Raw genomic sequence first — 18,009 nt, 5'->3', positions numbered from 1 at the left:
ATAACGGCAAACGCACATAAAAAGGCGGCCCTCCTGCTACTCGGGACGGCCGCCATGTTTTTCCCAATATAAGAACCAGCAACTGTTCAGCAAACGAATTTGTCGAACGTCCTTCCCGCTGAAGGCACGCTGCAACTGCTTACGCATCCATTGGGGCATGTAGGTACCTCCTGGAATGATTCGCCTATTGGCAATGTATGCACGAAGGCGGCCAGGAGGTACTTATTTTCCAAAAAACTTATTCATCGTCACGCAAAAATTCCAGTTGGGCTTGCAGGGCACGAATTTCGGTCAACAACGAGATCAACGGGTACTGACTCTCAGGCAGGGCAGCGAAGCGTTCTTCCAGACTGCTGACGTAATCGAGTCCATCGACGATAGCAAGCTCGCCTCCCAAAAGCTCCAGGTCAGCGCATTCCGCCAGCACGGTCGGCAGCTCAGGCCGATCGGCGATTGTCAGCTTGTCGATTTCCTTGTGCAGTCGCTTGAACAGGGCAACAAGCTGGTACATATGCGTTTGTGGCAGGGCAACGAACTTCAGCCCGACTTTTTCCTGCAAAATCAAATAGCGCATAAGCTCCTCCAAACCAATCTGCTTTTCTTCCACCCAGTGTAGCCTATCTATCTGGCACTTTTCAACAGGAACTGCTATCGTGAACAGTAGAGAGGAGCGTTTGATCAGGCTATGACCGATACGGAATTGCAAAAGCTGGTGGAGCAAATATCCCGTCAATTTTTCGCCAAGCCATTTCGCCATCGGGCTCGCTTCAACAGCAGATTGCGCACGACAGGCGGGCGATATTTGCTGCGCTCTCACGATATTGAATTGAATCCCAAGCATCTGGAGGAGCACGGCGAGGCGGAGCTGGTGGCGATCATCAAGCACGAGCTGTGTCATTATCACCTGCATCTGGAGCAAAAAGGCTACCGCCATGCCGATCAGGATTTTCGCAGGCTGCTTGCCCAAGTGGGGGGAAGCCGGTATTGCCAGCAGGTCGGGGGTGGACGCAAGGTGCTGCCTGATCGCTATGAGCTGATGTGCCAGGCGTGCGGGATGACGTATAGACGCAAGCGCAAAATGGACCCTTCGCGCTATCGCTGCGGACGCTGCCGGGGGAGATTGCGGCTGCGAGAGTTGAAAAGGTAGCGAGCTGGCTTACGGGCGGCTTTCTTGCACGCCTTTTGACAGCAGAGGTATAATGGACTCACTATGCAAAAAAGGAGCGTTTGCGGTGGCACATGATGAATTTTCCCTGATCCGGCAATGGACGAGCCGTTCGGACGGACAGGAAGGAGACGGCTTGACTGTCGGGATCGGGGACGATGCCGCCGTTTTTTCTCCTGCGCCAGAGATGGAAGTCGTGGCCTGCTGCGACGCGATGGTAGAGACGGTTCATTTTTTAAAAGAAACCATGAGCCCAAGCGACATCGGCTACAAGGCGGTGACGAGCAATGTGAGCGACGTCGCGGCGATGGGCGGCTATGCCCGCTATGCGCTGGTCAGCATCGCCGTGGCGCCGCACTGGACGCCGGAGGAATGCCAGGGTATCTACGATGGCATCTACGCTGCGTGTGAAGCGTACAACGTGAGGGTGGTCGGCGGTGATACGGTTTCTGCGCCGGATGCGCTGCACTTGTCTGTCACGGTGCTGGGCGAAGTGGAAAAAGGGCGCGCGATTCGCCGCTCGCAGGCGCAGCCGGGGCAGGTCGTTTTTGTGACCGGCCATGTAGGCAGCTCTGCCGCCGGCTTGCATGTGCTCTTGCACGGTGACCCGGCAACGGTTGAGCCGTCGGGTCGCTGGGCGAAACTGATAGAAGCCCATCAGCGCCCCCGCGCGCAGGTGGAGGCGGGCAGGCTGCTTCTGGAATCCGGAGCCTGCGGAGCGCTGAATGACGTGAGCGACGGCTTGGCTTCCGAGCTGTGGGAGATCGCCGAGGCAAGCGCCGTCAGCATGTGCGTCGATGCGGACAAGATTCCTGTCAGGGAGGATGTTCGCGCCTATGCGCTTCTGAGCGGGCAGGACCCGTTGAAGTGGGCGTTTTACGGCGGAGAGGACTATCAGCTGGTAGGCACGCTGGAAAAAAGCCAGGTGGAGGCGGTGCGTGCGCGGTTCGCGGCGGCAGGCATTTTGCTGACCGTCATTGGCGAGGTGGAGGAAGGCAAGCCCGCCCGGCCGAAGCTGTCCCTGCGCTCGGGCGACAGCCGCACCGATCTGCCCAAGGCAGGCTACAATCATTTCAGGCAGCGGGAGTAAGCGAGGAGTGGATGAAAAATGGGCTATACTTGGAAGCTTGCGGGCCCAGAGGAAACGCAGCGCTTTGCGGAGCAGCTGGCGAAAAGTCTGGCGCCGGGCGACTTCCTGGCGCTGGAAGGCGACCTGGGAGCCGGAAAAACGACGTTTACCCAAGGACTGGCGCGCGGACTTGGCGTTCGCCAGGTGGTGAACAGTCCGACGTTTACGATCATAAAAGAATATCAGGGGCGTTTGCCGCTTTATCATATGGACGTCTACCGGGTGGGCGACGATCCCGATTCCCTCGGCCTGGACGATTACTTTTTCGGAGAAGGGGTTTGTGTAGTCGAGTGGGCCTCGTTGCTTGCGGAGTACTTGCCAACCGATCGGCTGACGGTCTTCCTGCGCGCGGCAGGCGAGGAAGCGCGGAGCATCGAGCTTTGTCCCCAGGGAGAGCGTTACGTGAAATTGTGCGAGGAGTTTGATTTTGATGCGCGTACTGGCGATTGATACATCCAATCTGGTGTTGAGCGTTGCGGTTGTGGAGGAGGAGCGCGTTCTCGCCGAAATGACGACGAACCAGCAGAAAAACCATTCGGTGAGGCTGATGGACTGCATCAGCGAGCTTTTGGATGCGACCGGAACTTCTCCCGAGCAACTGAGCGGCTTTGGGGTAGCGAATGGACCAGGCTCCTATACGGGAGTGCGCATCGGAGTGGCTACGGCAAAAAGCATGGCCTGGTCGCTGAACGTGCCGGTCATCGGCGTGTCCAGCCTGGAGGTTGTCGCCATGAATGCCTTGGGCTTTCCCGGGCTGATCGTGCCGTTGTTTGACGCTCGCCGGGGACAGGTGTACGCGGGCTGCTACCGCACCAACGGTCTGGAATCGGTAGAAGCGCAGGAGAAGGACAAAATCGTGTTGCTGCAGGAGTGGCTGCCGCAGCTCAGGGACTTGGCGCAGGGAGAGCCTGTTTTGTTTTTGGGCGAAGATGTGCGAATTCATCGGAAGGCGATTGAGCAGGAACTGGGGGAGCAGGCCCGGTTTGCCTCTCCTGCTGCCAACCACCCGCGCGCGGCCCATATCGGATTTGCGGCGTTGCGCCGACTGCAGGACGGAGGCAGTGCGCACGAGCTTGTCCCCGAATATTTGCAGCTGGCGGAAGCAGAAGCGAAGTGGCTTGCCCAAAAGCAGGCGGGGACCGTAAAGGAGTAGAAGCATGAGCCAACCAATTGACCTGGAATATCGTTTCATGACGATGCAGGACGTAGGGGCTGTGGCGGAGCTGGAGCGCCTGTCGTTTTCCACTCCCTGGCCGCATGAAGCATTCGTCAACGAGCTGACGAAAAATCCGAACGCCCGCTATGTCGTCGTCGTCCATCAAAATCGGATCGTCGCTTACTGTGGCATGTGGATCGTGGTTGATGAGGCCCATATTACCAACGTGGCCGTCCATCCGCTGTTTCGCGGGAAAAAAATCGGTCTGGGGCTGATGATTAAGATGATGGGGGTCGCGCGAATGTTTGGAGCGAAAAGCATGACGCTGGAAGTTCGGCCCTCCAACACGGTCGCGCGCAACATGTACACCAAGCTCGGCTTCCGGGAGCACGGCGTGCGCAAAGGCTACTATTCGGATAACAATGAGGACGCAATCATTATGTGGGTGACTTTGTAATGAACAAGACCAAGATGTCGCGCTACGAGCTGCGCGTACAAGAAGCTTACGAGGCGCAGAAAAAGTCCGGCGCGCCCGTGTACATTTTAGGAATTGAAACCAGTTGCGACGAGACGTCGGCCGCTGTGGTTCGCGACGGCCGAGAGGTGCTGTCCAATGTCATCGCATCCCAGGCCGATATTCACAAGCGCTTCGGCGGTGTCGTGCCGGAAGTCGCCTCCCGCAGGCATGTGGAAAACATTACGCTGACAATCGAGCAGGCTTTGGCGGAAGCGGACAAGAAGCTGGAGGACATTTCTGCCATTGCAGTGACCTATGGCCCTGGCCTTGTGGGCGCGCTCCTGGTTGGCGTGGCGGCGGCGAAAGCCATTTCACTGGCGCGCGGAGTCCCGCTGATCGGCGTTCATCATATCGCCGGCCATATTTATGCGAACCGGCTGGTGGAAGAGATGGACTTCCCGCTGATCGCCCTGGTCGTCTCCGGCGGTCATACCGAGCTTGTCTGGATGAAAGAGCACGGACAGTTTGAGATTTTGGGGGAAACGCGGGACGATGCCGCGGGCGAAGCCTACGACAAGGTAGCACGGGCCCTGAATCTGCCGTACCCCGGCGGTCCGCACATCGACCGCCTCGCGCACGAAGGGGAAGCGAACGTGCCCTTGCCGCGCTCCTGGCTAGAGCCGGATTCGTACGATTTCAGCTTCAGCGGCTTGAAGTCGGCCGTACTCAATACGCTGCACAATGCCGCGCAGCGAGGAGAGACGATCGAGCCGGCGAATCTGGCCGCGAGCTTCCAGGACTCGGTAACAGAGGTGCTGGTGGAAAAAACGATTCGTGCCGTGCGCGCCTGCCAGGCGAAGCAAGTGCTTTTGGCAGGCGGCGTGGCAGCAAATCGCGGCTTGCGGGAACGGCTGCAGGCCCGCTGCGACGCGGAAGGAATCCCGCTCGTCATCCCGCCGCTTTCGCTTTGCACGGATAACGCCGCCATGATTGCGGCAGCCGGCTATATCAAGTATCAAAAAGGACAGTTCGCCGCGCTTGATTTGAACGGCGTGCCTGGTTTGTCGCTGAACGAAAACGAATCGTAGCGGGATCGCTGCGAAGAAGCCCATTCCTTGCCGGGGATGGGCTTTTTGTGCATCCGTACCCCGTATCCGTGCAACGAAGGCTGCGTCGAGCCATGGGCGCAGCGACGTTTTCCGGCGTTGCCCGAGTCTGGGTGCCCAAGCGCATTTCGCGTTATCCACAAGTTCAGGATAACTTTTCGGATTGCTCTCACTGCCACCTGTGAATACTGGTGATAACGCGAAAAATGACCGGGAAATTCACGTATAGCCTGTGGATGATTTTGTGGAATATGTGGATAAAAGCTTCTGGTTATCAACAGGAGGTTCATCGTGAAGACAAAATACGCATGGCTCTGTTTGGTCATCCTGATTGTGCTTTCGCATCCATGGGGGAAAAGTGCGCTCGCGGCCACCGAAAAGCCGCAAGTCGTCATCCTGTTTGTAGACGGGCTGTCTTTTTCCGATCTGGAACAGCTCCAACGTTCCCCGCTTGTGGAGAAATGGATCGACAAAGCGGCAGCGGGCGCTCTTTCCATCCGCACGCCAGGAGCGCGGACAGCGGCAAACGGCTACCTGCTGATGGGCAGCGGAGGCCAAGCTCTCTACACGGAGCGCAGCGGCACGGCCTATCACCCGCAGGAAGCTTTCTCCGCCAACGAAACGGCGGGAGAGCGGATGCAGGCGCTGAGCGGCTACCTCGCGCAGGACCTGGCGCGCTCTGCCATCGTATTTCCCGGTATTTTCCGGCTGCACGAAGAGAACCGGGACAAACCGTACTCCTCGCGGCTTGGACTTCTGGGCACGACACTGGCCGCGCACAAGATCCGGGTAGCGTCCTACGGCAATGGGGACGTGGGGGAAACCAGGCAACGGCACGCCGTTCTTTTTGCCATGGATCAGAAGGGGCGGGTTCCGGCAGGGGACGTGTCCGGTAAAAACATGCTGCTCGCTCAAGGATATCCGTTCGGGGTGAAAACGAATTACGCCTACCTGCGCGAGCAGATTCAGGCAGACCGCACATCCGGCCTGATTGCGGTACAGCTTTCCGACTTGGCCCGCCTGTACCAGCTTGGCCCGGATATGGAGCCGGGCCAGTTTGCCAGACAGTATCAACGGGTGTTGCACGAGCTGGCGCAGTTTCTCGATCAACTGCTTGCTGCGCGCGGGGACAATCAGCTGGTCATGCTGGTGTCGCCGACGGTCAACCCGGTAGCGGCAAAAGAAAAGGCGCTGCTGTTGCCGCTGTTGAGCTGGTCAGGGGAAGGAGCGGGCTTGCTGACCTCGGCGACTACGCGGCAATCCGGCCTGGTTAGCGGTCTCGACGTGTTGCCGACGGTGTTGTCCTGGCTGGACGTGCCTGTTCCGAAAGGATTGGCGGGCCATGCCATGTCCAGCACAGAGGGAGGATCGCTGCCGCTGTTGATCCAGCAGGTAGGGAACATGCACCATACGTACGCCACGCGATCGTCCGTCCTCTACACATATGTCATGCTGCAAATCGTGACGTTGGCGTGCGCGGCCTTGCTGTGGCTATGGGGCAGGAGAAAAGAAGGCGCAGGTCTGTCCCGCATACGCAGGGGTGTCCGTCTGGCGCTTCTGGCACTGCTCTGGTTTCCCTTTCTGCTCTTGGCCGAGAGCTTGCTCGACTGGCAGGCTCATGGCCCGGTCATTCTCGGTGCGTTGATTCTGGCAGCCCTGGCTGCGGCCTTTTGGCAGGAAAATCAGTCGCTTGCCCGGATTACGCTGACTGTCAGCGCGGTAACGGTCGTCGCTTTGCTGATCGACGGCTGGTCGGGTGCGCCGCTGATGCGCCAGTCGTTTCTCGGCTACGACCCGGTGATCGGAGCGCGTTTTTACGGCTTGGGCAATGAATACGAAGGAGTCATGATCGGGGGAACGATCATGCTGGTCGCTTCGCTGTACCAGCTTTACCGGAAGCTTTCCGGGGCCAGCCTGCTTTTGCCTGCTGCCTCGGTTGCGATTTGCGGAGTCGTCCTGTACTACATGGTCGCGCCGGATTTGGGCACGGACGCAGGCGGCTTTCTCGCCGGACTGATCGGCTTTTTTGTCGCTTTTTCCCGACTGCACGGCTGGCGTCTGGGCAAAAAAGGCCTCCTGCTTCTGGCAGGCGGCCTCCTGGTTGGCGTGATAGGATTGATGGCGGTGAGCCTCGTTTCCGATCAGCCGCCCACTCACGTCGGGAGAGTAGCTCAGCAAATCATGGCAGGCGAGTGGACGGAGATCGGGCAGATGGTCGAGCGGAAGCTGGCGATGAACGTGCGCTTGATTCGCGTCTCGATCTGGAGCAAGGTGTTTGCCGTTTCGCTCATCGCGCTCGGGCTGCTCGCTTTGAAAAACGACCGCTTTCTTCGCCATTTGGCACAGGATACGCCGTATCTCGCAAATGGCTTTGCAGGTGTCATTGCCGGAGCGCTGGCAGGGCTTGCGCTCAACGACTCGGGGATCGTAACCGCTGCGACCTGCATTTCGTTTCTCGTCGTGCCCGCGCTGTACGCGGCCCTGGAGGAGCCGGCGCAGGAGCGCTGCTCGACGTGAATCGCAAGTGTAAGCATGGCGCCCCCCTCTGCATACGCTCATGCGGTCAGACCGTCGCTATTCCTCCGACAGCGCGCTCCACTCGTCGTACAGCTGCTCCAGCTCCTGTTTGGCAGCCTGAATCAGGTCGTTGCGCTCCTTGGCCTGCACGTGATCGCTGTAGATTTCCGGAAGGCACAGCTCTTCCTCCCATTTGACGATATCGGCTTCCCGCTTTTGAATCGTCGCCTCAATCTCTTCCAAACGGCGCTGGCGTTGACGCTCGCGTCGTTTGGCTTCCTTGTCCAGCTCGTAGGATGACTTTTCCGGCTGGGCGGCGGCAGTAAATCCCTGCCTTTTCGCAGGTGGAGCCGCTTGCTCGGCGGCGAGCTCGGCCAGCTCCTGCTTTTTCTCCACGTAGTAATCGTAGTTGCCCAGATAGCTCGTCACCCCTTCGCCTGTCAGCTCCAGCACGCGGCTGGCTATCTTGTTCAGGAAGTAGCGGTCGTGGGAGACGAACAGAATCGTGCCCGGGTAGTCGTAGAGGGCGTTTTCCAGCACCTCTTTGCTGAAAATGTCCAGGTGGTTCGTCGGCTCGTCGAAGATCAGGAAGTTGGCCTGCTTCAGCATCAGCTTCGCCAGCGAGACACGCGCGCGTTCTCCGCCTGACAGATCGCTGATTTTCTTTTGCACATCGTCGCCGCTGAACAGGAAATTGCCGAGTAGCGTCCGCACGTCTTTTTCCAGCATGTGCGGGTACTCGTCCCAGATTTCGCCAAGCACCGTGTTGCGCTCGTTCAGATTGCGATGCTCCTGATCGTAGTAGCCGATCGTCACATTGCTTCCGAAATGCACGTCGCCCCCGAGAGCTTGCAGTTGTCCCACAATCGTTTTCAGCAGGGTGGACTTGCCGATCCCGTTCGGCCCGACCAGTGCGACCCGCTCTCCGCGTTCGATTTCAAACGTCAGGCCGCGAGAGAGGACAGCATCCGGGTAGCCGACAGTCAGATTGTTTGCTTTCATGACAACCGTTCCGCTCATTTTGGCTACATCGAAGGAAAAATTTACCGACTTGTTGTGCAGGATCGGTTTCTCCAGGCGCTCCATTTTCTCCAGCGTCTTGCGTCTGCTCTGTGCCCGTTTGGTTGTGGTGGCGCGCGCGATGTTGCGGGCGATGAAGTCCTCCAGCTTGGCAATCTCCTCCTGCTGCTTCTCGAAGCGCTTCAGCTCCTGCTCCAGACGGGCGGCCTTTTCCTCAAGAAAGCGGCTGTAGTTGCCTACGTACCGTGTAGCGCGAGTCCGCTCGATTTCATAGACGATCGTCACCAGCTTGTCGAGGAAGTAGCGGTCGTGAGAGACGACGAGAATCGCACCCGGATAGTTTTGCAAGTACGTCTCCAGCCAGGTGAGCGTCTCGATATCCAGGTAGTTGGTCGGCTCATCCAGCAAAAGAATCGTAGGCGATTGCAGCAGCAGCTTGGCGAGCGCCAGTCGCGTCTTCTGTCCGCCGCTCAATGTCTTGATCGGAGTCTGGTAGTCCATGTCCGCAAAGCGCAGGCCGTGCAGGACGCCGCGAATGGCTCCCTCGTAGCTGTAGCCGCCTTTTTCCCGGAACGCTTCCGAGCGGAGCGAGTAGTTCTCCAAAATGTGCTGGTAGCGTTTTTCGTCCGCAAGCACGGCCGGGTCGCCCATTTTGGCCTCCAGCTCCCGTAGTTCTTTTTCCTCCGCACGCAAGTGGTCGAATACGCTCAACAGCTCATCCCAAATACATCGCTCGGATTCAAGACCGCCGTTTTGGGCCAAATAGCCGACCGTCACATCTTTCGGGATGCGAACCAGCCCGCTGTCGTAGCTCAGCTCGCCCGCGAGTATTTTCATCAGCGTCGATTTGCCCGCGCCGTTCACGCCGACGAGACCGACCCGCTCTCCGGTTTGTATTTGCAGAGAGATGTCTTGTAGAATGGTTTCGATGCCATACGTTTTTTCTATATGTTCAGCCTGTAGCAAAATCATCTGTTTCACCTCTTTATATCGTAATGCAAGTGTAGCCTAGAGACGGCGCACGGGACAACCCTTCAAGGGGCGACCCGGCGCGTTCAGGAGAGGAATGGGGTCGTGATGGACCAAAATGCGAATAAAAAACGGCTGCGAATCCATATTTTGGAGAGGCGGAGAGCGATTCCGCCCACCGAGCGACAGCGATACGCAGCGCAGATATGCCGCCATCTGCTGGAGAATGAGCAGCTTGCGGCAGCGGGGGCAATCATGGCCTTTCATCCTTTTGGAGACGAGGCAGACATTTTGCCGTTCATTCAGGCGGCCGTGAACAGAGGCCAGGAAATCTGGCTGCCTCTCGCCCTTGTCGAACAGCGCCGTCTGATTCCTTATCGCTATACAGGACCGCAGATGCTCAAGCCGGGCGCGTACGGGATCATGGAGCCGGACCCGGCAAAAGCAGAGGAAGCCGAGCTGGCTCGCCTGGAGGCTGTAGTCGTTCCCGGCGTGGCGTTTGACCGCCAAGGCGGCAGAATGGGCTACGGCGGGGGCTTTTACGATCGCTTCCTGGCCGGGCTGGACAAGCTGCCTTTTTTGCTTGGCGTCGGCTTTTCCATACAGGTAGTCGAACATGTCCCGCTGGAGCCGCACGATATCCGGCTGGATGGAATTGTGACGGAAAACGGCTTTTTCCAATCGTGAAGGTTTTGTGTCAGGAGGTTCCTTTTTCGTGCTGTTCCCTCTACACTATGGACAAAAAAGTGTACAATATGAGAAAACGGAGGAATGAACTGTGGGCAAATGGAAGGTAGGCGTTATTTCGGCAAGTGACTCGATTGCCAAAGGGGACCGGGCTGACGATCGAATCCCTATCATCCGTAATCTGACAAGGGATTGGCTGGACGTAGATGTTGCTGTCTACCGCGCCGTTACGGACGATATGGAAGAGTTGCAGGAAACGATGATTGAGCTGGTGGACCGCGAAAAATGCGACCTGCTGATCGTAACCGGGGGGACGGGGCTGAGCCCGCGCGACGTTACGCCGGAAGTGACCGCCTGGGTGATCGACCGACCGGTACCGGGGCTTGCGGAAGAAATGCGCCGCGTCGGCTTGCAGCAATCCCGCCGGGCGATGCTGACGCGCGCCGTAGCGGGAACACGCGGCAACTCGCTCATCATGAACCTTCCCGGAAATGCAAAAGGGGTAGAAATCTGTTTTAACGCCATCGGCGACATGCTCGCGGATGCTTTGCACATTTTGCAAGGGACAGGAGAAGCCAATGAAGATTGGGGAGGATTGGGTTGGTAGAAAAACCGAAACTGCGGGAGGTCCCGGTGCGAGAAGCGATCGGTATGATGCTGCCGCACGACATGACGCAAATTTTGCCCGGCGCGTTTAAAGGCCGCCTGTTCAAAAAAGGACATGTCGTCACGGAGGCGGATATCGAGCCGCTTTTGTCCATTGGCAAGGAGCACATTTACGTGCTGGAAATGCCAGACGGCTTCATTCACGAGGAAGAGGCGGGCATGCGGATCGCCAAGGCTGTATCCGGTCAAGGCTTGACGCTGACGCCTCCGTACGAGGGCAAAGTCTCGATGAAAGCATCGCGGACGGGTCTGGCCAAAATCAACGAAGAAGCCGTACACGCCTTAAACGCACTGGAGGGCATTGCTTTCTCCACGATTTACGGCGATCAGGTCGTGCACCCTGGGCATACGCTGGCTGCCACCCGAATCATTCCCTTGCTTATCGAAGAAGCGCGCATTGTGGAGCTGGAGCAGCTGGCCAAGCAGTTTGACGGCCCGATTATCGAGGTGAAGCTGTTTCAGGAGAAGCAGGTCGGCCTTGTGACGACGGGAAGCGAAGTGTTTTCCGGCCGAATCGAGGACAAGTTCGGCGCTGTGATCCGCAACAAGGTGGAGGCGCTCGGCTCTACCGTTGTCGATCAACGCTTCGCTCCAGACGATAAAGAAGCGATCGAAACACAAATTCGCTCGTTCCTCGACGAAGGGGTTGATCTGGTGCTGGTCACGGGCGGCATGTCCGTCGATCCGGATGACCGGACACCGGGAGCGATTGCCGGAGTGGGAGCGGAAGTAGTCCGCTACGGCACGCCGATGCTGCCAGGCTCCATGCTGATGGTCGCCTACAAAGGGGACGTTCCCATCCTCGGCCTGCCCGGCGCGGTGATGCATGAGCCGTTTACCTCGTTCGATGTATGTTTGCCGCGCATCCTGGCGGGAGAGCGAATCGTCGCTTCCGACATGACGAGACTCGGTTACGGCGGTTTGCGGAAGGGCTAGCTGGTTAGACTGGCAACTAACAGGAAAAAGGAGTGAGAAGCATGAGTACGATTGGGATTCCCGGATTGATTTTGATTCTGGTGTTGGCGTTGGTGCTCTTTGGACCGAAAAAGCTCCCGGAGCTGGGACGGGCCGTAGGCCATACATTGAAAGAGTTTAAAAACGCAACGCGCGGCCTGACGAGTGACGACGATGATGACGACGAAGCGAAAAAGAAGGAGCTGGCCGCAAAAGAAGCATTGGTCACAACGACGGTCGTAACGGAGAAAGATGCCTTGGATCGCGAAAAAATCGAGCGGGAAGTACGGGAGCGCCTGGAGCGTGAGCGTCTGGAACAAGAAATTCGCGAAAGGCTGGAAGCGGAGCGCCTTCAGATGGAAAAAGAACAGCAGAAAGCGTAATCAGGTAAGGTGGTGGCCATGAGAGATCGGGAAATGACAGTGGTTGAACACCTAACGGAGCTGCGTCAGCGCATCATTTGGGTGCTGGTTGTGTTTGTCGTTGCACTGATAGCCGGCTTTTTCTTTGCCGGTCCGTTGATTGAGTATTTGAAGCAAGAGCCCATCGCCGATGGCGTGCCGATTATTTCCCTGCATCCATCCGATGCGCTTCGCGTCTATATGCAGTTTGCCTTTTTGATCGGTGCGGTAGTGACTCTGCCCGTTGCGCTCTATCATCTCTGGCGCTTTGTCTCGCCAGGCTTGCAGGAGCATGAGCGACGCGGTTCGCTTTACTTTATTCCGGCAGCCTGCTTGCTTTTCATTGCGGGCATTTTGTTCGGGTATTATATCGTCTTTCCGCTGATTATGCAGTTTATGACCGGTATGACCGCAACCATCGGGGCTGATCCGAACTACGGAATCGCTGAGTACTTCGGCTTTCTGTTCAACATGGTCATCCCTTTTGGCATCCTGTTCCAGCTGCCGATCATCGTGATGTTTCTGACCCGTTTGCGCATCTTGAATCCGATGCGGCTGGCAAAGGTAAGGCGGTTCGCTTATTTTGGACTGGCCGTGGTCGGCATTACCTTGACGCCTCCGGAGATCGTCAGCGACATTCTGGTGACGATTCCGCTGCTGCTGCTCTATGAGCTGAGCATTTGGATGTCGCGCATCGTTTACCGCAAGCAGCTGCGGGAAGAAGCGGAGTGGGAAAACGAATTTGGCAGCCTGGAAGCGGACGAGCTGGTACGATAACGGCGATCACAGAGAAAACCAAAGACTCTTTGCTAGTGGTACGGATAGCAAAGGGTCTTTTTTGTGTTTCCCGCTCGGCATTCGGTGTTCGTCGCGGCCGAGTGGGAAGCATCGGCTCTGTTTGCATCAGGCACGCTGCTTTTCGGACGGGGCGAGAGAGCAAGTTTTCGAATGGCAGCAAACAGGGGGGAGATACTAGAACAGTTAGGAAGGGGAGGTGTTTGAGCAACATGTGGCTGATTCTGTGCTTGACCCTGTTTTTTTCGGCTGGCTCGGCCAATGGCGGCGAGCAGGTGGAGTTGTTCGATTCGGACGAGCAGCGGGTTGTGGCGACGTTTGCCAATTCAGATCGGTTTCAACAAGAAGCGCAGCAACTGCTCCGCACCGTGAGCGGGCGGGTGCTGGAGCTGAACCCGTCGCTCGATCACGTGATGATCGTCAAAATCCCGTTGGCGCCGCCGCAGAGGCTGAAGCATGCTGCGTCTGGCATCGACACGGAAATCGCGGAGATGTTCGTCATCATGCCGAAAAAAGCAGCGAGACGCCCTTGGCTGATTTTGCACACCAAAGAATACGAGACGGTTGTGGTCGAGTTTTCCGGAGCGGTGGATCAGCTTAGGGCGAGCGTACAGTTACCGGACTGACAGCGGCTTACTTGCTCGGCGTGAGGAAGGTTTGGGTGAAATAGTCGGTAATGACGCCGACGCCAAGCTGGGTGAAGTCTTTTTCCAGGATGTTTTTCCGGTGGCCGGGACTGTTCATCCAGCTTTCATGCGCTTCGATCGCGTCGGGATAGCCTGCTGCGATATTTTCACCCGCCAGGCGGTAGGAGATGTTGGCCTGTTTCAGACGATCAAACGGGCTGCTTCCGGTCGTGGCGGAAACATGATCGAAATAATCGTTCGTTTCCATGTCCAGGCTGTGCGCGCGGGCCACCTGGGCGGCTTCCTCGTTCCATTGCAGCGGAGGCAGCTTGTAACGGTAGCGGGAGACGTTGACGAGATCGAGGGTTTGCCGCTCGTTTGCGAGGTTGACCCGTTCCCGTTCGCCTACGCTCAAGGCTGGAGGATCGAAATCCGGAGCTTGCCCCTGGTACGACCATTTTGTCTCGTAAAACCCGCCGCGCAGTAGCATTTGCGTGTCGATCAGGCGCAGTCCGGTCACTTTGCTGCCATTTTGCTTGTCCAGGTAAAAAATGTGCGGGATGCCGTTCTTCATGACGAGCGGACGCTGCTGCTTCTGGTTGGTAATCTGGATGTTAGCCCCCATATAGGAAAAGGTGAGTGTGTTTTGCGGGCTGTATTGTCGCTCCAGCGCCTGCAGGCTGCTGCCCACCCCGATGTTGCCCAAGGTTGCGGTCGGGGCGAGCGAGTACAGGTCAACCACTTTACCGTTGGCGATGCCCACCTGGACGTACCGGGCCGGATCGCGGTTGTACACCCACCATTCATAGCCGAGGCTGCTCGGTTCTTTTCGCGCCGGTTCGCCCAGCAGCTTCCCGACCTCCTCGGAAGGTGTCCCGATAGTCAGGCCAAAGAGCGTGGCGGACTCTTGCTGTGAAGAAGCGTCTGTAACGGTTGGTTTTGCCGACGCTTTCTGGGCAGGAGCGTGTGCGGGTATGGCCTCGTCCGGTTTGGGGGACGAGGGAGCGGGGGAGGGGCTGGTGTCGACAGACAGGTCGGTCGGGATCGTCGGCGGCTGGCCGACCCAGGCAAAATGGGCGACTTCGTTCCAGCCAACCGGTTTGTTCAGGTGGCGTCCGATCATGGACAGAGGGACGTAGAGCGTTCCCCGATATTCCAGGGAAGCGGGTACCTCCTGGCCTCTTTCTACATAATACCCTTGCTTTGTGCCCGTGGCGATTTCGCGTCCGTCCCAATAGAGGGCGGAAGGGTAGATGTTTACTCGTATAAAGGAAGTGGTGTCCGATGAAAACAAACGGCTGATTCCCAACACACCAAGGGCAATCAGGCCGATGCAGAGCCATTTATGCATGGAACATATCCCTCCTTGGTAGGCTTGTCTGATCGTATGTTTGATTTATATGAGCCGGTCTGGTTGCTAGAACCGTTTTACTAGAAAAATCGTCTGCGAGAGGCACGGCAAACGGAGATGGGCAGTTGGGAAAAAATGAGGAAAACCACTTGCAAAGTACATAGTGATTGATTATTATAGGAATTGGGTGTTAGCACTCACAACGGACGAGTGCTAACAACAGAAAAAATTTGTTTACCTACATTTTTTGAGGAGGGTGTTTTTAGTGCTTAAGCCATTGGGTGACCGTGTGGTAATCGAAGCTATTTCCAAAGACGAAACGACTGCAAGTGGGATCGTTTTGCCTGACACTGCAAAGGAAAAACCGCAAGAAGGCCGAGTAATCGCAGTTGGTTCTGGCCGTGTTGCTGACAACGGCGAGCGCATCGCCTTGGAAGTAAAAGAAGGCGATAAAGTAATCTTCTCCAAATACGCTGGTACTGAAGTGAAGGTAGACAATAAAGAATACCTCGTGTTGCGCGAATCCGATATCCTCGCGATCATCGGTTAAGATCTTGATATAGGAAGTCGAACGATATACACATAACAGGAGGTTGAGTTTAGATGGCAAAACAAGTCAAATTCTCGGAAGACGCTCGCCGCTCCATGCTGCGCGGTGTGGAAACTTTGGCAAATGCAGTGAAAGTAACTCTCGGTCCAAAAGGACGTAACGTAGTTCTGGAGAAAAAATTCGGTTCTCCTCTGATTACAAACGACGGCGTAACCATCGCGAAAGAAATCGAGCTGGAAGACGCTTACGAAAACATGGGTGCGCAGCTGGTTAAAGAAGTTGCTACCAAAACAAACGACATCGCCGGTGACGGTACTACCACTGCAACTGTTCTGGCTGCAGCGATGATCCGCGAAGGTCTGAAAAACGTAACAGCTGGCGCTAACCCGATGGTAATCCGTCGCGGTATGGAAAAAGCTGTTCGTGCAGCTGTAGAAGAAATCAAATCGATCGCGAAGCCAGTTGAGAACAAGTCCTCTATCGCACAAGTTGCTGCGATCTCCGCTGACGATCAAGAAGTAGGTAACCTGATCGCAGAGGCGATGGAAAAAGTAGGAAAAGACGGTGTCATCACCGTTGAAGAGTCCAAAGGCTTCGTAACGGAGCTGGAAGTAGTAGAAGGTATGCAATTCGACCGTGGCTACGCTTCCCCTTACATGATTACCGACACTGACAAGATGGAAGCGGTTCTGAACAACCCTTACATCCTGATTACTGACAAAAAGATCTCCAACATCCAGGAAGTTCTGCCTGTACTGGAGCAAGTGGTACAAAGCGGCAAACCTCTCCTGATTATCGCGGAAGATGTAGAAGGCGAAGCGCTGGCTACTCTCGTAGTGAACAAACTGCGTGGTACCTTCACAGCTGTAGCGGTAAAAGCTCCTGGCTTCGGCGACCGCCGCAAAGCGATGCTGCAAGATATCGCTGTTCTGACTGGCGGTGAAGTAATCACAGAAGAGCTGGGTCTGGACCTGAAATCCACTAAGCTGGAGCAACTGGGCCGTGCTGGCAAAATCGTGGTTACCAAAGAAACAACTACAATCGTTGAAGGTGCTGGCGACAAAGCAGCTATCGAGAGCCGCGTAGCTCAAATTCGTCAACAAATCGAAGACACTACTTCCGATTTCGATCGTGAAAAACTGCAAGAGCGCCTGGCTAAACTGGCTGGCGGCGTAGCAGTAATCAAAGTCGGTGCAGCTACCGAAACGGAACTGAAAGAGAAAAAGCTCCGCATCGAGGACGCTCTGAACTCTACTCGCGCTGCAGTAGAAGAAGGTATCGTTCCTGGCGGTGGTACTACTCTGATTAACGCGATCAAAGCGGTTGAAGCGATTCAAGTAGAAGGCGAAGAGGCTGTAGGTGTACAAATCGTACTCCGCTCCCTGGAAGAGCCAGTTCGTCAAATCGCTGCGAACGCAGGATTGGAAGGTTCTGTAATCGTAGAGCGTCTGAAAAAAGAAGCGGTTGGCATTGGTTTCAACGCCGCTACCGAAGAGTATGTAAACATGATCGAAGCTGGTATCGTTGACGCAGCGAAAGTAACTCGCTCCGCACTGTCCAATGCTGCATCTGTAGCGGCTATGTTCCTGACTACAGAGGCTGTAATTGCTGACAAACCAGAAGAAAACAAAGCTCCTATGGGCATGCCAGACATGGGCGGCATGGGCATGATGTAAGAAAGCGGCTCGCCGTTTTCTGCAAAAAGAGGCAGACAGTAGTCTGTCTCTTTTTTTTGCAAAAAGCGGGATGCCCTCAAAAGGAAGCTTGCGCACGATCGAGGCGCCTTCGCTGAAAGGAGCGGCATATGTGAAGCGGCTGTCGCAAGGCCAATGGGGACAGCGAACGACTGGAAGGATACGGCCTGGTACGGAACTCTCGGATGGCTTGCAAGGGAGATCCGTGGGATCGCTAGTGCATCTGTACTTGAGGAGAGAAACGTTCGGGAGACAGTCAGCAGAATGGCTCTCCTTTTATGAGCGTGCGTGACCAGCGGGGACGCAGGCCTTTGTAATGCTGTGCATAGGGGGGAACATGGATCGCAAACACCGGATTGCAAGGCCTTCCAGAGCAGCTTGTACCGAGCGGCGGTCGTCGTTTCTTTGACAGAGCTGTCCTTGATTTTGGCGATGGAAGGATGGTGGAAAATTCCAGTGTATTTCTACTTGCGTTTTTGCTTTGGACTTGATAAGATAACTCTTGTCGCTTTTGAAGGGTTTTTTAAACAGAATGAAAAAAACCACGAACTTCTAAAAAATAACCCTTGATTTAAAAGAGAAGACGTGATATAGTTTAAAAGGTCGGCGCCACAAGGTGCTGATGGCAAGAGAAGGCAAAATGCTCTTTGAAAACTGAACAGCGAAAGCGTTGATGAGTCTATCGTTTGAAATGATTTGCCAGCTTGAACCAGCAACAAACTTTATTGGAGAGTTTGATCCTGGCTCAGGACGAACGCTGGCGGCG

The 18,009-nt window shown here is 56.2% G+C and carries 20 protein-coding genes; 15 read left to right on the top strand and 5 right to left on the bottom strand.

The features are described from left to right. Positions 1 to 36 precede the first annotated feature (36 nt). Together cmpA and ACTHO6_RS13105 are read right to left on the bottom strand one after the other, a co-directional pair. Positions 37 to 159: a cortex morphogenetic protein CmpA gene (gene cmpA, locus ACTHO6_RS13110; RefSeq protein WP_005830216.1), complete on the bottom strand. Its 123-nt coding sequence runs from the start codon at positions 157 to 159 to the stop codon at positions 37 to 39. Positions 160 to 238: 79 nt separating this feature from the next. Beyond that, complete coding sequence (locus ACTHO6_RS13105; protein WP_440242017.1) at positions 239 to 574, bottom strand: hydrolase/acyltransferase; 336 nt, start codon at positions 572 to 574, stop codon at positions 239 to 241. A gap of 111 nt (positions 575 to 685) precedes the next feature. Here ACTHO6_RS13105 and ACTHO6_RS13100 point away from each other — a divergent pair, with 111 nt between their 5' ends. From ACTHO6_RS13100 to ACTHO6_RS13070, 7 genes are all read left to right on the top strand, one after another. Continuing rightward, positions 686 to 1,147, top strand: a complete 462-nt coding sequence (locus tag ACTHO6_RS13100) for a SprT family protein (protein WP_440242016.1) — start codon at positions 686 to 688, stop codon at positions 1,145 to 1,147. Positions 1,148 to 1,232: 85 nt separating this feature from the next. Continuing rightward, the gene (gene thiL / locus ACTHO6_RS13095) at positions 1,233 to 2,255 is read left to right on the top strand and encodes a thiamine-phosphate kinase (RefSeq protein WP_440242015.1); all 1,023 of its coding nucleotides are present in this window, start codon (positions 1,233 to 1,235) and stop codon (positions 2,253 to 2,255) included. Positions 2,256 to 2,273: 18 nt separating this feature from the next. After that, on the top strand, positions 2,274 to 2,744 hold the full coding sequence (gene tsaE, locus ACTHO6_RS13090; RefSeq protein WP_440242014.1) for a tRNA (adenosine(37)-N6)-threonylcarbamoyltransferase complex ATPase subunit type 1 TsaE: 471 nt from the start codon (positions 2,274 to 2,276) through the stop codon (positions 2,742 to 2,744). Then, positions 2,725 to 3,447 (top strand): tRNA (adenosine(37)-N6)-threonylcarbamoyltransferase complex dimerization subunit type 1 TsaB, encoded by a 723-nt coding sequence (gene tsaB / locus ACTHO6_RS13085; RefSeq protein WP_440242013.1) that lies wholly within the window; start codon positions 2,725 to 2,727, stop codon positions 3,445 to 3,447. The genes tsaE and tsaB overlap by 20 nt, the downstream gene beginning before the upstream one ends. 4 nt (positions 3,448 to 3,451) lie before the next feature. After that, positions 3,452 to 3,907 (top strand): ribosomal protein S18-alanine N-acetyltransferase, encoded by a 456-nt coding sequence (gene rimI / locus ACTHO6_RS13080; RefSeq protein ID WP_005830227.1) that lies wholly within the window; start codon positions 3,452 to 3,454, stop codon positions 3,905 to 3,907. Then, positions 3,907 to 4,995: a tRNA (adenosine(37)-N6)-threonylcarbamoyltransferase complex transferase subunit TsaD gene (gene tsaD, locus ACTHO6_RS13075; RefSeq protein WP_440242012.1), complete on the top strand. Its 1,089-nt coding sequence runs from the start codon at positions 3,907 to 3,909 to the stop codon at positions 4,993 to 4,995. The genes rimI and tsaD overlap by 1 nt, the downstream gene beginning before the upstream one ends. A 309-nt stretch (positions 4,996 to 5,304) precedes the next feature. Next, the gene (locus ACTHO6_RS13070; RefSeq protein WP_440242011.1) at positions 5,305 to 7,530 is read left to right on the top strand and encodes a hypothetical protein; all 2,226 of its coding nucleotides are present in this window, start codon (positions 5,305 to 5,307) and stop codon (positions 7,528 to 7,530) included. 57 nt (positions 7,531 to 7,587) lie between these two features. Here the strand turns inward: ACTHO6_RS13070 and ACTHO6_RS13065 are convergent, their stop codons facing one another. Continuing rightward, positions 7,588 to 9,522 (bottom strand): ABC-F family ATP-binding cassette domain-containing protein, encoded by a 1,935-nt coding sequence (locus tag ACTHO6_RS13065; protein WP_440242010.1) that lies wholly within the window; start codon positions 9,520 to 9,522, stop codon positions 7,588 to 7,590. A 105-nt stretch (positions 9,523 to 9,627) separates the two neighbouring features. Between ACTHO6_RS13065 and ACTHO6_RS13060 the strand changes: the two genes are divergently transcribed. The 6 genes from ACTHO6_RS13060 to ACTHO6_RS13035 all read left to right on the top strand — a co-directional run bounded on the left by ACTHO6_RS13060 (position 9,628) and on the right by ACTHO6_RS13035 (position 13,648). After that, entirely contained in the window at positions 9,628 to 10,206 is a 579-nt protein-coding gene (locus tag ACTHO6_RS13060; RefSeq protein ID WP_440242125.1) for a 5-formyltetrahydrofolate cyclo-ligase, read from the top strand. A gap of 91 nt (positions 10,207 to 10,297) precedes the next feature. Then, a complete protein-coding gene (locus tag ACTHO6_RS13055; protein ID WP_440242009.1) occupies positions 10,298 to 10,813 on the top strand; it encodes a MogA/MoaB family molybdenum cofactor biosynthesis protein in 516 nt (171 codons plus the stop codon). Then, the gene (locus tag ACTHO6_RS13050) at positions 10,807 to 11,808 is read left to right on the top strand and encodes a molybdopterin-binding protein (protein ID WP_440242008.1); all 1,002 of its coding nucleotides are present in this window, start codon (positions 10,807 to 10,809) and stop codon (positions 11,806 to 11,808) included. The genes ACTHO6_RS13055 and ACTHO6_RS13050 overlap by 7 nt, the downstream gene beginning before the upstream one ends. Positions 11,809 to 11,849: 41 nt before the next feature. Next, the gene (gene tatA / locus ACTHO6_RS13045; protein ID WP_440242007.1) at positions 11,850 to 12,209 is read left to right on the top strand and encodes a twin-arginine translocase TatA/TatE family subunit; all 360 of its coding nucleotides are present in this window, start codon (positions 11,850 to 11,852) and stop codon (positions 12,207 to 12,209) included. A gap of 18 nt (positions 12,210 to 12,227) precedes the next feature. Further along, positions 12,228 to 13,004 (top strand): twin-arginine translocase subunit TatC, encoded by a 777-nt coding sequence (tatC, locus tag ACTHO6_RS13040; protein ID WP_440242006.1) that lies wholly within the window; start codon positions 12,228 to 12,230, stop codon positions 13,002 to 13,004. 230 nt (positions 13,005 to 13,234) lie between these two features. Further along, positions 13,235 to 13,648 carry a hypothetical protein gene (locus ACTHO6_RS13035; RefSeq protein WP_440242005.1) on the top strand — a complete coding sequence of 138 codons (414 nt, stop codon included), beginning with the start codon at positions 13,235 to 13,237 and terminating at the stop codon, positions 13,646 to 13,648. Between the two features lie 7 nt (positions 13,649 to 13,655). On the opposite strand, the gene ACTHO6_RS13030 is transcribed toward ACTHO6_RS13035, so the two are convergent. Beyond that, positions 13,656 to 14,999, bottom strand: coding sequence for a CAP domain-containing protein (locus ACTHO6_RS13030; protein WP_440242004.1), 1,344 nt, complete (start codon positions 14,997 to 14,999; stop codon positions 13,656 to 13,658). A 265-nt stretch (positions 15,000 to 15,264) separates the two neighbouring features. On the opposite strand from ACTHO6_RS13030, the gene groES reads away from it, so the two are divergent. After that, entirely contained in the window at positions 15,265 to 15,549 is a 285-nt protein-coding gene (gene groES / locus ACTHO6_RS13025; RefSeq protein ID WP_005830242.1) for a co-chaperone GroES, read from the top strand. A 53-nt stretch (positions 15,550 to 15,602) separates the two neighbouring features. Beyond that, positions 15,603 to 17,225 (top strand): chaperonin GroEL, encoded by a 1,623-nt coding sequence (gene groL, locus ACTHO6_RS13020; RefSeq protein ID WP_440242003.1) that lies wholly within the window; start codon positions 15,603 to 15,605, stop codon positions 17,223 to 17,225. A 570-nt stretch (positions 17,226 to 17,795) separates the two neighbouring features. Here the strand turns inward: groL and ACTHO6_RS13015 are convergent. Beyond that, positions 17,796 to 18,009: hypothetical protein (locus tag ACTHO6_RS13015; protein WP_440242002.1), on the bottom strand; the 214-nt coding region annotated here is incomplete at its 5' end.

This window comes from Brevibacillus sp. SAFN-007a (genome assembly GCF_051967035.1).
Classification (GTDB): Bacteria; Bacillota; Bacilli; order Brevibacillales; family Brevibacillaceae; genus Brevibacillus.
This window is presented reverse-complemented; position numbering and strand designations above follow the sequence as displayed.